This window comes from Cupriavidus sp. 05N38, from assembly GCF_056397345.1.
On the sequence record NZ_JBFTNF010000007.1, the window covers coordinates 84,605 to 98,206 of the forward strand.

At 65.7% G+C, this 13,602-nt stretch carries 16 protein-coding genes and 1 tRNA gene; 6 read left to right on the forward strand and 11 right to left on the reverse strand.

Features of this window, described 5'->3' with window-relative positions; translation table 11 throughout:
- Nucleotides 1-15 precede the first annotated feature (15 nt).
- Together AC1DK4_RS07485 and AC1DK4_RS07490 are read left to right on the forward strand one after the other, a co-directional pair.
- Nucleotides 16-429: a hypothetical protein gene (locus AC1DK4_RS07485; protein WP_441612416.1), complete on the forward strand. Its 414-nt coding sequence runs from the start codon at nucleotides 16-18 to the stop codon at nucleotides 427-429.
- A gap of 215 nt (nucleotides 430-644) precedes the next feature.
- Nucleotides 645-2,123: a sensor domain-containing diguanylate cyclase gene (locus tag AC1DK4_RS07490; RefSeq protein WP_441612417.1), complete on the forward strand. Its 1,479-nt coding sequence runs from the start codon at nucleotides 645-647 to the stop codon at nucleotides 2,121-2,123.
- A gap of 127 nt (nucleotides 2,124-2,250) precedes the next feature.
- Here AC1DK4_RS07490 and lpxO read toward each other — a convergent pair whose 3' ends face one another.
- Nucleotides 2,251-3,153 carry a lipid A hydroxylase LpxO gene (lpxO, locus tag AC1DK4_RS07495; RefSeq protein WP_441612418.1) on the reverse strand — a complete coding sequence of 301 codons (903 nt, stop codon included), beginning with the start codon at nucleotides 3,151-3,153 and terminating at the stop codon, nucleotides 2,251-2,253.
- A 160-nt stretch (nucleotides 3,154-3,313) separates the two neighbouring features.
- Nucleotides 3,314-3,625, reverse strand: a complete 312-nt coding sequence (locus tag AC1DK4_RS07500; RefSeq protein WP_441612419.1) for a hypothetical protein — start codon at nucleotides 3,623-3,625, stop codon at nucleotides 3,314-3,316.
- 202 nt (nucleotides 3,626-3,827) lie between these two features.
- On the opposite strand from AC1DK4_RS07500, the gene AC1DK4_RS07505 reads away from it, so the two are divergent.
- Entirely contained in the window at nucleotides 3,828-4,127 is a 300-nt protein-coding gene (locus tag AC1DK4_RS07505; RefSeq protein WP_441612420.1) for a hypothetical protein, read from the forward strand.
- 155 nt (nucleotides 4,128-4,282) lie between these two features.
- Here the strand turns inward: AC1DK4_RS07505 and AC1DK4_RS07510 are convergent, their stop codons facing one another.
- Entirely contained in the window at nucleotides 4,283-4,966 is a 684-nt protein-coding gene (locus tag AC1DK4_RS07510) for a Fe2+-dependent dioxygenase (protein WP_441612421.1), read from the reverse strand.
- Nucleotides 4,967-5,226: 260 nt separating this feature from the next.
- Between AC1DK4_RS07510 and AC1DK4_RS07515 the strand changes: the two genes are divergently transcribed.
- Nucleotides 5,227-5,514, forward strand: a complete 288-nt coding sequence (locus AC1DK4_RS07515; RefSeq protein WP_441612422.1) for a hypothetical protein — start codon at nucleotides 5,227-5,229, stop codon at nucleotides 5,512-5,514.
- A 114-nt stretch (nucleotides 5,515-5,628) separates the two neighbouring features.
- Nucleotides 5,629-6,036 carry a hypothetical protein gene (locus AC1DK4_RS07520; RefSeq protein WP_441612424.1) on the forward strand — a complete coding sequence of 136 codons (408 nt, stop codon included), beginning with the start codon at nucleotides 5,629-5,631 and terminating at the stop codon, nucleotides 6,034-6,036.
- Between the two features lie 57 nt (nucleotides 6,037-6,093).
- Here AC1DK4_RS07520 and AC1DK4_RS07525 read toward each other — a convergent pair whose 3' ends face one another.
- The 4 genes from AC1DK4_RS07525 to AC1DK4_RS07540 all read right to left on the reverse strand — a co-directional run bounded on the left by AC1DK4_RS07525 (nucleotide 6,094) and on the right by AC1DK4_RS07540 (nucleotide 8,207).
- A complete protein-coding gene (locus AC1DK4_RS07525) occupies nucleotides 6,094-6,336 on the reverse strand; it encodes a hypothetical protein (protein ID WP_441612425.1) in 243 nt (80 codons plus the stop codon).
- A 234-nt stretch (nucleotides 6,337-6,570) separates the two neighbouring features.
- Entirely contained in the window at nucleotides 6,571-6,852 is a 282-nt protein-coding gene (locus AC1DK4_RS07530) for a hypothetical protein (protein WP_441612426.1), read from the reverse strand.
- Nucleotides 6,853-6,952: 100 nt separating this feature from the next.
- On the reverse strand, nucleotides 6,953-7,702 hold the full coding sequence (locus AC1DK4_RS07535) for a DUF1266 domain-containing protein (RefSeq protein ID WP_441612427.1): 750 nt from the start codon (nucleotides 7,700-7,702) through the stop codon (nucleotides 6,953-6,955).
- A 428-nt stretch (nucleotides 7,703-8,130) separates the two neighbouring features.
- A tRNA-Arg gene (locus tag AC1DK4_RS07540) sits at nucleotides 8,131-8,207 on the reverse strand.
- A gap of 123 nt (nucleotides 8,208-8,330) precedes the next feature.
- Between AC1DK4_RS07540 and greB the strand changes: the two genes are divergently transcribed.
- Nucleotides 8,331-8,912: a transcription elongation factor GreB gene (greB, locus tag AC1DK4_RS07545; RefSeq protein ID WP_441612428.1), complete on the forward strand. Its 582-nt coding sequence runs from the start codon at nucleotides 8,331-8,333 to the stop codon at nucleotides 8,910-8,912.
- Between the two features lie 18 nt (nucleotides 8,913-8,930).
- On the opposite strand, the gene AC1DK4_RS07550 is transcribed toward greB, so the two are convergent.
- The 4 genes from AC1DK4_RS07550 to AC1DK4_RS07565 form a co-directional block, all read right to left on the reverse strand.
- Complete coding sequence (locus AC1DK4_RS07550) at nucleotides 8,931-11,348, reverse strand: RelA/SpoT family protein (protein WP_441612429.1); 2,418 nt, start codon at nucleotides 11,346-11,348, stop codon at nucleotides 8,931-8,933.
- A 266-nt stretch (nucleotides 11,349-11,614) separates the two neighbouring features.
- Nucleotides 11,615-11,818, reverse strand: a complete 204-nt coding sequence (rpoZ, locus tag AC1DK4_RS07555; RefSeq protein ID WP_006578656.1) for a DNA-directed RNA polymerase subunit omega — start codon at nucleotides 11,816-11,818, stop codon at nucleotides 11,615-11,617.
- A gap of 82 nt (nucleotides 11,819-11,900) precedes the next feature.
- Nucleotides 11,901-12,554, reverse strand: coding sequence for a guanylate kinase (gmk, locus tag AC1DK4_RS07560; protein WP_441612430.1), 654 nt, complete (start codon nucleotides 12,552-12,554; stop codon nucleotides 11,901-11,903).
- Nucleotides 12,555-12,559: 5 nt separating this feature from the next.
- A complete protein-coding gene (locus tag AC1DK4_RS07565) occupies nucleotides 12,560-13,501 on the reverse strand; it encodes a YicC/YloC family endoribonuclease (protein ID WP_441612431.1) in 942 nt (313 codons plus the stop codon).
- Between the last annotated feature and the right edge of the window lie 101 nt (nucleotides 13,502-13,602).

A 13,602-nucleotide genomic window follows, 5' to 3' on the forward strand; every position in this document is an offset into this window, starting at 1 on the left:
CTACCAGGAGAAAAGATGGCACTCCCTTCCCTCCCCCACGCTGCAGACTCGATCGGCTCGGCCCTGCGCCTGTGCACCGCGCGCCGTGCCGACCAGGCACACCGCAAGGCGCGCGCCGAAGCGAGGCCGGCCAGGCCCGGCCCGGACACCGGCGACGATGGCGCCGCGCGCACGGAACATGACCATGCGCAAAGCAAGGCGTTCGCGGTCGCCGCTAACATGGCCGCTGTTCCCGAGCAGACCATGCGCGACATGACTTCCATCCAAGCCCCGGCCCGCGGCAAGCTCGACGAGCTGCGCCAGCTGGCTTCGCACCTGACTGCCGGCTCGCTGCTGCAGGCAGCCACGCTGCAACTGATCGCCGAACAGGAAAACGCGCCGCAGCGCTTTGCGCCGGCCCGCATTGCCGAACTCTCGCGCCAGGCCTGAGTCGCCGCGAGGCGGCGTTGAAGTGGCCGCGAAGTGGCCGCGAACGCGACACGGAAGGCCCCCGGCTGCGCGTAGGCTTTTACGCCACACACCTCCCCATTTTTCTCCCCGCTGCCCTATGCTATCGGCGGTGCGCGCATGGCAGCGGTCCGGCAAAGGCCCGGACGACCGGGTCAGCCGGCCCGGCGCGCCAACGGGAAAGGGAGAAAAACACATTGACGGCCACCAGCGACGCGTCGCGCATCGACGACGAATACAAGACCCTGTTCCGGCTCGCGCCGGTTTCGCTGTGGCTCGAAGACTTCAGCGCGGTGCGCGAGTACTTCCAGGTCCTGCGGGCACGGGGCATCACTGACTTGCGCAGCTACCTGCGCCAGCATCCGCGGGAGGTCGCGCGGTGCTCGGCGCTGATCCGCGTCTTGGACGTCAACAAGCGCACGCTGGACCTGTTCCGCGCCTCCGACCTGGCCGACCTGGTCAGCAATCTCGACACCGTCTTCCGCGACGACATGTTCGACCAGCATGTCGAGGAGCTTGGCCAGCTATGGGACGGCGGGCTGCATTTTTCCAGCCAGACCGTCAACTACACGCTCGAAGGCAAGCGGCTGGACATCCGCCTTGAGGCGACCGTCATGCCCGGCCACGAAGACACCTGGGCGCGCGTACTGCTGTCCATCGAGGACATCACGGTGCGTGTGTCCACCGAGCGCGAACTGCGCCGCAGCGAGCAGTACGCGCTTGGCTTGTTCGAACATTCGCCGGTCTCGCTGTGGGTGGAGGACTTCAGCGCCGTCAAGCTGCTGCTGGACGAAGTGCGCGGCGCGGGCATCACGGATTTCCGCACATTCCTCAACGTGCATCCCGATTTCATCTCGCGCTGCATGCAGGAAATCCGCGTGCTCGACGTCAACCAGCAGACGCTCCTGATGTTCAGCGCCTCGTCCAAGGCAGAGCTGCTGTCGCGCCTGGGCGATGTGTTCCGCGACAATATGCGCATCCAGTTCGCCGAGCAGCTGATCGACCTGTGGAACGAAAGGCTGTGGCAGCAGCGCGAGGTCGTCAACTACGCGCTGGATGGCCGGCCGGTCGACGTGTTCATGCAGTGGTCGGTCTTTCCGGGCCACGAGGCGGACTGGGACCAGGTGCTGGTCTCCCTGACCGACATCACCGCGCGCAAGAAGGCCGAGGCCTACGTGGAATTCCTCGGCAAGCACGATGTGCTCACCAAGCTCTACAACCGCGCCTACTACGAGGATGAGCTGGCGCGCCTGGGCCGCAAGGGGCCGTGGCCGGTCAGCGTGATCGCGCTGGACCTGAACGGGCTCAAGCAGGTCAACGACCAGCTTGGCCATGGCGACGGCGACGCGCTGCTGCGCCGTACCGGCGAGGCGCTGAAGAAGGCCGTGGGCGACCAGGTCTGCGTGGCGCGCGTCGGCGGCGACGAATTCATGGTGCTGCTGCCGGGACGCGACGAGCGCGGCGTGGCCACCGTGATGGAACAGATCCACCAGGTGGTGGAGCTCAACAACCAGTTCTATCCCGGCACCGCGCTGAGCCTGTCGATCGGCACCGCCACCTGCCATATCGGCGAGCGGCTGAGCGACGCGATCAAGCTTGCCGACGCGCGCATGTACCAGGCCAAGCGCGCCTACTACGAGGCGCTGGACGACGAGCGCGAGCGCCGGCGCCGCTGAGACAGCGAGGGCGCGGCGCAGGCGCGCGGACGACAGGAGACAGAAGGCAGAAGGGCCGGCGAATGCCGGCCCTTCTGCCTGGGAGACGAGGCGCGGCGCTCGCCGCGCCGGCCTCGCCGATGCTTCCTCAGAGATACACGATCAGCGCCACGCCGGCGGCAATCAGGCCGAACTTGACCACGTAGTACGCCTGGCGGTTCCAGGCCTTGAAGCGGCGGCGATACTGCCCGCCCACCCAGACGATGCGGAACAGCCGGTTGATCATGCCGGTCTGGTCGCTTTCTTCGTTGGGCGAGCTCGCGGCGGTCATGACCTTGCGACCCATCCAGCGATTGACCTTGCCGGCCCAGCCGAAACGCATCGGGCGCTCGATGTCGCAGAACAGGATCAGCCGGTTGCTGTCGCTCTTGTTCTCCGCCCAGTGCAGGTAGGTCTCGTCGAACACCACGCCCTGGCCGTCGCGCCAGCTATGGCGCTCGCCGTCGACCTCGATGAAGCAGCGGTCGTCGTTGGGCGTGGCCAGGCCGAGGTGATAGCGCAGCGAACCGGCGAACGGATCGCGGTGCGGGTTGAGCTTGCCGCCGGGCGGCAGCTCGGCGAACATCGCCGCCTTCACGCTGGGCAGGCCGCGCAGGAGTTCCACCGTCCGCGGGCACAAGACCTCGGCGGACGGGTGGCGCGCCTCATACCATTTCAGGTAGAAACGCTTCCAGCCGTATTTGAAGAACGAGTTGAAGCCCGCGTCGTCGTTCTTCTCGGCAGCCTTGATCTTGCGCATCGCGGCCAGCGCCAGCCCTTCGTCGCGGATCTGCGGCCAGGCGGCGCGGATCTTCTCGAGCTCGGGGAACCGGTCGACGGGAATATACGGCGTGCGCGGCACGCCGGAGAAGATGTACATGAAGCAGTTGACCGGCGCCACCAGCGCCGAATGATCCAGCAGCTGGCGCCAGATGCGCAACCTCACCTTGCCGCGGAAATGCACGTAAAGGACCGCGCCCAGATACGCCGCGACGATTATCCACTTGATCACCCGAAAATCCTCCAAATCAGCAACACTAAGCGCCGTTGCCCGGGACGGGGAACGGCGCAGCGGCGGGGGCGAAAACCCGTAGTGTAGCGAAACGGCAGTCGCCCTGCCGAATGAGATTTAAAAGGCACGCCTGGCCGGCACGGAGCCAGCGTGGCCGCGCTCAGGAATTGCCGCGCGATTGGCGGGCGATGCGTTCGATCAGTGCGCTGGCATCGTCGGGCAGGCCCTGCAGCGTCAGCAGCCGCGCATTGAGCACCATGTTCTCCAGCACCAGCTTGGCGGTGGACGCCCACATGGTGGCGAGGAGGTCGTCCGCACGCATGCCCGCGGACTCCATCGCGCTCGAGCGCTGCGCCACCAGGCGGCACACCAGGCCGCGCAGCGTGGCATCGTCGAAGGGCAGGTCGGCGTAATCGATCGGGTCCTCTTTCTCGACTTCGACCATCAGTTGCATCAGCATCTCTTCGGTCATCGGCAAGCTCCTGGAAACGGCCGGCGGACATGACAGTCCTGATGACGACGCTAATCCGCGCGCATCGGCTTGTCAATGCGGCGCACGACCGGCACGTAGTCCGATGACTCAGGGAAAGCGATAGACAAGTCCCATCGCCTGGCGCTGAACAAAGCGGGTAAGCTCCTGTCTCACTAATTCCACTAACCAAACACTAGCGTCCATGACCAAGCGTTTGTTGTCAGCCATGCGCCAGTATGCGTGGTTCGGCGGTGTCAAACACCACGTAGTCCAAGGCGTCGAAGCACTGGCCACCTTGCTCAAGTCTCCCGCAGTCGCGGCCCGCGCAGTGGCCGCAATCGTTGCCGAAACCGAACAGGGCGTGCAGGTGTGGGTGTCCTACTTCGGCAAGCCGATGGATCCGCATACCACCTACGTCTTCTGGCCCACCCGCGCCCTCAAACCCGCGCGACGGCGTGTTGCCATGGTGCCGTTGCCCCCGCAGCGGCGCGATCGAGAATAGCCGCTCACCATCACCGCTTTCCATCACTGCAGCGCCCTGGCCGGCAACCGGCCCGAAGCGTAGCGGCGGGCGCCGGCCTCGAAAGATCCGGTACCCGCCCCGCATCTCCCTCCCCGCTGCCATCCCTCCCGCTGCCCCATTTTCCGCCTCCCGGCTCAGGCATCGGCCCAGCGGCGCAGCAGGTTGTGATAGACCCCGGTCAGTCCCACCACGGCGGGTTCCCTATGGCTCAGCGCCCGCGCCACGCGCTGGATCTGCGTGTCCAACTCGAACAGCACCGAGCGCTGGCCATCGTCGCGCACCATGCTCTGGATCCAGAAGAATGAGGACACGCGCGCTCCGCGCGTGACCGGACTCACGTGGTGCAGGCTGGTGGCGGGATACAGCACCATATGGCCGGCCGGCAGCTTCACGCGCTGCTGGCCGTAGGTATCCTCCACCACCAGCTCGCCGCCGTCGTAGTCCTCGGGTGCCGTCAGGAACAGCGTCGCGGAGAGGTCGCTGCGAATGCGGAAACTGGTGCCGCGCAGATGGCGGATGGCATTGTCGACATGGTTGTCGAACCCATGCCCGCCCTCGTAGCGATTGAACAGCGGCGGATAGACCTTGAGCGGCAGGGCGGCGGAGAAAAACAGCGCATTGGCGCCCAGCGCGTCCTGGATCAGGTCGCCGACCTGGCGCGCCACCGGCGAGCCCTCGGGCAATTGCAGATTGCGCTTGGCCAGCGCCGACTGGTGCCCGGAGGTGGCGTTGCCGTCGGTCCACTGCGCAGCGTCCATCAGTTCGCGGCATTGGGCCACCTGGGCCGGCGTCAGCACATCGGGGATCTGCAGCATCATGATTTCGGGTACCTCGGCAAGACAGTGGGCAAGGTTGGGGATTGGCCGTGACGGGCGAGCGCCGATTGTATGAGAAAGCACCCCGCCACTCAAATAGGAATCATTTCCATTTAATGCATACTTGATCTGGAGCAAGATGGGCCACGCAAGCAGGCCACGGTGATGGATGCGGCTCTTCCTGTAGGCCTCGCTCCGACAGCCGGGTCTCCGCCCGGCCACTACAATGAAGCTCACCCGGCCATCATGTGAAGGAGACGGAAATGCCCGAACCGGTACACGACGAAGCGTTGGTCAACCTCTACCTCGAGCAGATTTCCGCCCTGTCGATCAGCGCCTTCGACGGCGCCGACATCGCCAAGGAACTCGGACAACTCGTGCAGGAAGCCGCCCGCCAGTGCGCGGCGAGCAAGACGGCACCCGCTGGCAACAACCTGAGTGTGCTGGTCGAGCGCCTCGATGCGCGCGCCGAGGCCGCGCAGCGCGAGGACCAGCCGCAGGTGCGCGATACGTTCGCGCGTGCCGCCGAACTCGCCAGGATGCCAGCCTGAAGCCGGCACAGCGTCCTTGCCCGGCGCCGCGGCGCTGAACCTCCCGGGCCATGGCGGCCTCTAATCGCTATCGCCCGGTGTCCGCCGGGCAGCCAATGCTGAAGTGAACGCACCATGCGCCGCGCCCTGCTCCGCCTGCTACTGGCTTTCCCGCTGTTATCGCTGGGCGCCTGCGCAACCTACGACAACGGCTACGGCTATTCCCCATACAGCCCCTACGACCCCTACGGCTTCTACCAGCCCGGCGTCGCGTATCCGCCGGTCGGCTATGGGTATGGGTATGGCTACGACTATGACTATCCGCTGCCGTTCTACGGCGGTTTCTACGGCGGTGCCGTCGTCTACAGCTACCACTCTCATGGCTACCGCGGACCCGGCCACGGCTGGTATCACTATCGTGGTGGCTACCCCTATCACGGCATGGGACATGGCTACTATCACGGCGGCGGTAGCTGGAGCGGAGGCTCGGGACGCGTTGGCGGCCCTGGCGGGCGCAGCGGAGGCGGACGGGGGCGGCGCTGAGATTGCCGGTCTGGAGCCTGCGCGCAAGGCCGCGCGCAGGAGATCGACGCAATTCGGCTAGGCCTTGCCGCGCGGCGTGCGTGCGCTGGCGGCCAGACCTCCCAGCAATTCCTGGAGATAGCGATTGACCTGGTCCAGCGCTTCGAGCTTGGCACCGAAGGTCTGGAGCGGGAACGGATTATGGCGCTTCGCCACCACCGCGCCGTCCAGCGTGCGGATGACCTCGACCAGGATTGCCCATTTCGCCTTGGGCAGCGACTGGACTTCGTAGATGATCTTGTAGCCGTTGAACTCCGGCATGATGGCACCTCCGTGCTGCTGCACGCGGAACAGGCCACGTGCTTCAGCTTCAGAGTAGGGCGCCCCACAATGCGCCATCATGATCGCGATCAAACGCAGAAGAAGAATGCATATCACGACGTGATATGCGATGTTGTGCAATTTGCAATAACACTGGGAAGTGTGCCCCGAGGCACGCCAAGCCGCCTGGAGAGGCTCCGCGCGACCTCGGCCAGGCTTGAAGCAATGCGTGCGCTACCCCTCCGCGCGCCCCACGAGCTTGTCGACTATCTGGTAGCCCGCGGCAAAAGCGGCCTCCTCGGCCGCGCGCCGGCTTGCGAAGGGCACGCCGTCGCCCGACGAACGCTCGGTGTCGCCCGCATCGGACGGATCCGCACCCTCCTGGGCCACCCTCACCTCGTAGCGCCATTCGCCCAGACCGCCGACGGAGGCGACGCCGTCGGTCCGTTGCTGGGACACCAGGACATAGACATCCATGCCGCGATAGGCTTCGACGCGCCAGTCCGAATTGCTCATGAAATCCTCCCCGGTTGCCTGTCGTCGGGCACCGCGCACAAGCGCCGCGCCTCCGCTCCAGCCTAGCCCGCGCGTCGCGGGCAAGCAAGGCGGCGTAGGCCTACATCGCGATACGGCCGGGGTAAGGCGTGGCGCGCCAGGGGCTGGCGGGATCGTCGATGCAGGCTCTCGCAAACGACATATGGTGCGTGAGCCCGCCATCGGGGCCGCCCCACATCGCACGCCCGAGCAGATAGCTATGCATGACATGCTCCCACGACGCGAACTGCGCGAACACTTGTGCCGCCGCGCGCTCGATCACAGCCCAGGCCTGCACTTCGCTCTGCATCCCGCAGTCATAGGCCATGCGCGCGACATGGACGGCGCGGCTCATGTCCCATGCCAGCACGCCGCGAGCGAGGTCCTCACCCGAGGCGACGAAGCCATCCGCGCGCAGCCCCGGCAGCGCTCGCTCCAGATTGTCGATGCACCGCGCCAGGCGCACGGGATCGAAGAACTGGTCAAGCAGCACGATCTCCCGCTCGCGCGCCGCGCGCGGCGCGGTGAACAGGATCCGGCAAACCTGTGGATACAACGCGCGATGCCCCTCCTCCAGCAACCAGGCCAGCGTGCCCCGCGCTTCGCCGGGCGTATGGATATGCCAGCCATCGGCAAGCGCATGGGCCTGCGCGCGCGGCTCGGCACCTGTGCCGAGCCCGCGCACGTCGCCATCGAAGCGTCCGTCGTGGAGCAGGCCAAGCAGCAAGCCGCACGCACGCTCGCCGTGAGCCTGCATCGGGCCGCCCCCGGCAATGCCGCCGCGCGGCTTGCCCCTGCCAGCCGGGCGGCAAGCCGGCGCAGGCAGTGGCACACACGAAATGCGGCTACGTGGCGGGCGCCGGGCGGCGCCCGCCAGCATGGCAAACAGCAAGGCAAGAACGAACCAGGGCAAAGGTCGCATCGAGGAAGCTCCCAAGGGATGCGTTCGGAGAATGCGATCGCCCTGCACGAACTGCCGGAAGCAAGGCTGCGCGGAAGCGATCGAGAGACAAGCGCGCATCGGTTGCGCGCCGGATCAGAGATTAGCGATCCGCAATCCCCCTCGCGATGCGAAGACTCTGAATCGCTTGCGCGAGCGCGCGCATTGCCGGAAGCGAGGCCGACGTAGAATGGGCGGAACCGGGGAGGGGATCGGGGAGTTCGGGCGGGACAAGCAGATCCGGAAACGGAGCCCGGAAATGCAGAAAATGGAGCCAGAAATGAAAAAGGGCTTCCATTTCTGGAAGCCCTTTTAATAGGTGGTGCGGCTGGCAGGATTCGAACCCACGACCCCTTGGTTCGTAGCCAAGTACTCTATCCAACTGAGCTACAGCCGCACTCGAGAAGGAAATTATATCGTACTTTCAGAGTTTGTGAACCCCCTTTGTGCTTTTTTTCGCTTTTTCTGACAGCGCACCCGGACTTTCTATAATGAGAGCCCTCTCGAAGTGATTCACACCATGAACAAGGCATTTGTCAAAGAGTCGTCCGACGACGAGGACGACGACCTCCCCGAAGGCGCAACCCCGCTGCCGCCGGGCAGCAAGAACTACATCTCGGCGCAAGGCTACCAGCGCCTGCGCGACGAGCTGATGCACCTGATCGATGCGGCACGCCCCGAGGTGGTCCAGATCGTGTCGTGGGCGGCGTCCAACGGCGACCGCTCGGAGAATGGCGACTACCACTACGGGAAGAAGCGCCTGCGCGAGATCGATCGCCGCATCCGCTTCCTGACCCGGCGCCTGGACAAGGCCGAGGTGGTGGACGCCTCCCTGCAGGGCGACAACGACCAGATCTTCTTCGGCGCCACGGTGACCTACGCCAACCAGGCGGGCGAGGAAACCACCATCACCATCGTCGGCATGGACGAGGTGGACCTCGACAGCAACCACGTGAGCTGGATCTCCCCGATCGCGCGCGCGCTGATCAAGGCGCGCGAGGGCGACACCGTCCCCTTGCGCACGCCCGGCGGAGTCGAGCAGATCGATATCCTGGAAGTCCGCTACCCGGCGCGGGCCGCTGCGCAACCGGACAAGGCGTGAACCCCGGCCGCAGGCACGTCAGCTGTCGTTGCGGTCGCGGAAGATGCGGATCACGTCGGGATTGCGCCTGAGCGCCCGCATGACGTTCGCGAGGTGCAGGCGATTCTGCACCTGGATGATGAACTGCATATAGGTGGCTTCCTGGTGGCCGCCCTCCTGCTGCTCCATCGCGACGTGCGCCACGTTGGCGTCGGCCGAGGTCAGGTCCGCCGCCACGCGGGCGACGATGCCCTTGACGTTGCGCACCATCACCTTGATCGAGACATCGAAGGCACGCGTGGTCTTGCGCGCCCACATCACGTCGATCCAGTGCTCGGGATCCTTGCTGTGCAGGCGCTTGGCCACCTTGCAGTCCTGCACGTGGATCTGCAGGCCTTCACCCTTGCCCAGGTAGCCGACGATGGAGTCGCCGGGAATCGGGCGGCAGCATGCCGAGAAGATCATCGACATGCCTTCGTCGCCGGTGATCGGCACCGCCGGCGCTTCGTCGCCGGCGAAGGTCTGCACCGCGGCGAGCAAGGCGCTGTCGACATCGCCGGACAGTTCCTGCAACAGGATTTCCATGCGCTTGGCCACCACGGCGGGCACGCGCCGCCCCAGCGCCAGGTCGGCGAAGATGTCCTCGCGGTGCTTGTTGCCGGTCCATTGCACCATGCGGTCCCATACCGATTGCGGTAGCGCCTTCAGTTCGATGCCGAGCTGGCGCGCGGACTGCTCCAGCAGGCGCTCGCCGAGCTGGATGGCTTCGTCGAGCCGCGTGGTCTTGAGATAGTGGCGGATTGCCGCGCGCGCCTTGCCGGTGCGCACGAACGCCAGCCACGCCGGGTTGGGCTTGGAGTACGGCGCCGTCACCACCTCGACGATGTCGCCGCTCTTGAGCTCGGTGCGCAGCGGCAGCAGCTCGTTGTTGATCTTGACCGCGACGCACTGGTTGCCCAGGTCGCTGTGCACGGCATAGGCGAAATCAAGCGCGGTGGCGCCGCGCGGCAGCGCGCGGATATGCCCCTTGGGCGTGAACACGTAGACCGCGTCGGGGAACAGATCGATCTTGACGTGCTCGAGGAATTCCTGCGAATCCCCGGTCTGGCTCTGGATATCGAGCAGCGACTGCAGCCACTGGTGGGCCTGCTGCTGGATGTCGTTGGCCTGGTCGGCCTGGTGCTTGTACATCCAGTGCGCGGCCACGCCGGCTTCCGCGATCTGGTGCATGTCGCGCGTGCGGATCTGGAACTCCACCGGCGTGCCGAACGGACCCACCAGCGTGGTGTGCAGCGACTGGTAGCCGTTGATCTTGGGGATGGCGATATAGTCCTTGAACTTGCCCGGCATGGGCTTGTACAAGCCATGCAGCGCGCCCATCGCCATATAGCAATGCATCTGCGTTTCCACCACCACGCGGAAACCATAGACATCCAGCACCTGCGAAAACGACAACTGCTTGTCGTGCATCTTGCGGTAGATGCTGTACAGGGTCTTTTCGCGCCCGGACAGTTCGGCCACGATGCCCGCGTCGCCCAGCGCTTTCTGCGCCGTCTCCAGGATGCGCCTGACCACCTCGCGCCGGTTGCCGCGCGCGGCCTTGACCGCTTTTTCGAGCGTGGCGTAGCGGAACGGCGAGCCGACCTTGAAGGACAGTTCCTGCAGTTCGCGGTAGGTGGTGTTGAGACCGAGCCGGTGCGCGATCGGCGCGTAGATCTCCATGGTCTCGAGCGCGATCCGGCGCCGCTTTTCGGGCGGCACGAAATCGAGCGTGCGCATATTGTGGGTGCGGTCGGCCAGCTTGACCAGGATCACCCGCACGTCGCGCGCCATGGCCAGCAGCATCTTGCGGAAGCTTTCCGCCTGCGCCTGCTCGCGGCTCTGGAATTCGAGCTTGTCCAGCTTGGTCAGGCCATCGACCAGTTCCGACACCTTCGGGCCGAATTTCTCGGCCAGCTCGCTCTTCGTGATGCCCTGGTCTTCCATCACGTCGTGCAACAGCGCCGCCATGATGGACTGGACATCGAGCTTCCAGTCCGCGCACAGCTCGGCCACCGCCACCGGATGCGTGATGTAGGGCTCGCCGCTCTGCCGGTATTGCCCCAGGTGGGCCTCGTCGGAGAACTGGAAGGCCTCGCGCACGATGGCCTGGTCGACCGGCTTGAGGTAGGCGAGCTTTTCCATCAGCCGGGTGATCGAGATCACCTGCTGGCGCGGCGGCACCGCGGGCTGCGAGGTAGGACCGAAGAAGTGGCGGTAGGACTGCGCCAGCACTGCGTCGATGAACAACGCGTCGCCCGACGCGGCTGCGACAGGCGCCTCGTTCAGCTCGCCTTCGGCCGCGGCGTGCGCGGCCCTGCCCTTGCCCGAGCCCATTGCGGGCGCGACACCACGCTCGCCAACGACATTGTCGCCGAGCGGATCAGGAAGATTGGGAGCGCCTGTGCGTGCGGTCACGTTCGGCTGACCGCTCCCGGCACGCTTGCGCGGAACGGGCGGCATTGCGTCGCCGCCCGCATCACCAGGCCCTTCTCCGTGCGAGCGCGCCGGCGCGGCCGTGGGGCTCGCCGTTGCGGCAGGAGGAGAAGGCTGGGATGAAGACATAAGGGCGGCCTCTGAAATCTGGCTGTGCAATCGTGTTCGCGGACAGGTACGTTAGCAGATGCAGCAAGTGCTGAATGCAAAGGTACGCATTGCGAAGACTGGCCACGGCCGCCCGAAGATCAGGTAGGTACCTTCTTGAGCATCTCGATGCCGACCTGGCCCGAGGCGATCTCGCGCAGCGCCACCACGGTGGGCTTGTCCTTGGCCTCGACCTTGGGTGTGTGACCCTGCACCAGCTGACGGGCCCGGTAGGTCGCCGCGAGCGCGAGCTCGAAACGGTTCGGGATGTGTTTCAGACAATCTTCGACGGTAATACGCGCCATATCAAATCCACCTTGGGACAAAACCTATGCGATGCCGGCTATTTTACAGCACGCGGCAAAAAACGTTCCCGCGCGCTCCGGCTCAATGAATTCCGAGCTCGATGAACAGCTCGGTGTGGCGTGCCTTCTGCGATGAAAACCGCAGACGGGTTGCACGGATCACGCAGCGCAGCTGCTCCAGTGCCTGCTCGAAAACCTCGTTGATGATGACGTAGTCCGACTCGGAGGCGTGCGCCATCTCGCTGCCCGCGGCAAGCAGCCGCCGCACGATCACCTTGGGCTCGTCCTGGCCGCGCTTGTTCAGGCGCTCCTCGAGCGCTGACAGCGACGGCGGCAGGATGAAGATCTCCATGGCGTTGGAGAAGCGCTGGTGCACCTGCTGCGCGCCCTGCCAGTCGATTTCCAGCAGCACGTCGTTGCCCTGGGCCATCTGCTGCTCGATCCAGACGCGCGAGGTGGCGTAGTAGTTGCCATGCACCTCGGCCCACTCGAGGAACTCCCCGCGGTCACGCGCCGCGCGGAAGGCATCCACCGTGGTGAAGTGATATTCGCGGCCATCCTGCTCGCCGGGACGCGGCGCGCGGGTGGTGTGGGAAATCGACAGGCGGATGGCCGAATCCTGCGCCAGCAGCGCGTTGACCAGCGTGGACTTGCCTGCGCCGGAAGGTGCCACCACCATGAACAGGTTGCCGGGATAGGCGGTATCGATGGCGACGTGGGGCATGGTTTCACTCATGATGGTTATTCGAGGTTCTGAATCTGTTCGCGCATCTGCTCGATCAGCAGCTTGAGCTCCATGGAGGCATCGGCCAGTTCCTTGGCGGCGGCCTTGGAACCCAGCGTGTTGGCCTCGCGGTTGAGCTCCTGCATCATGAAATCGAGCCGCTTGCCGACCTGGCCGCCCTTCTTGAGGATATGGCGGGTTTCGTTCAGGTGGGCCTGCAGGCGCGAGAGCTCCTCGGCGATGTCGATGCGGATGCCGTAGACCGTGGCTTCCTGGCGGATGCGCTCGCCGATCTCGTCGCGGCTCATCGAGGTCATGCCGTTCGGCGCGACCAGGTTGAACGCTTCCTGCAGACGCTCCGTCAGCTTCTCCTGGTGTTGCGCGATCAGTTGCGGAATAGCGGGCGTGAGCCGCTCGACGATGGCGAGCATGGTGTCGATGCGTTCTTCCAGCGTGGCCTTGAGCGCGTCGCCCTCGCGCCGGCGCGCTTCCAGCAACTGGGCCAGCGCGTCCCTGGCGGCCCCGGTCACGGCTTCGCGCAGCGCATCCTGCGACAGCTCGGGCTCGACCAGGACGCCAGGCCAGCGCAGGATCTCGCCCATGCGCAGCGTGCCGGCCTGGGTGAAGGTGGCCGCCACCGTCGCCTCCATTGCACGGATCTGCGTCAGCAGCGCGTCGTTGAGCGCCAGCGTGGCGCCGCCCGTTCCGGCCTCGGCACGCTGCAGGTTGATACGGCACTCCAGCTTGCCGCGCGACAGCTTGCCCATGAGCATTTCGCGCAGGGCCGGCTCGAAGGCGCGGCATTCTTCGGGGGCCCGGAAGAACAGGTCGAGGAATCGCGAGTTGACAGTACGGAATTCGACCGAAACGGAAGCCGTCCTGCCGGTCGGCGCGCCGTGCGCGTCGGTCAGCGGCGCCTGGCGCGTCGCCAGGCCGTAGCCTGTCATGCTGTGGATCATTGAATAGTCTCGCGAAATGGCCGGCTGGCCGCATGGGTTCTGGCGGCACGGGGAGCCTGCTGCCCCGCTCTTGCGCCGTTCGAACGCCGGAAAGAGGGCCA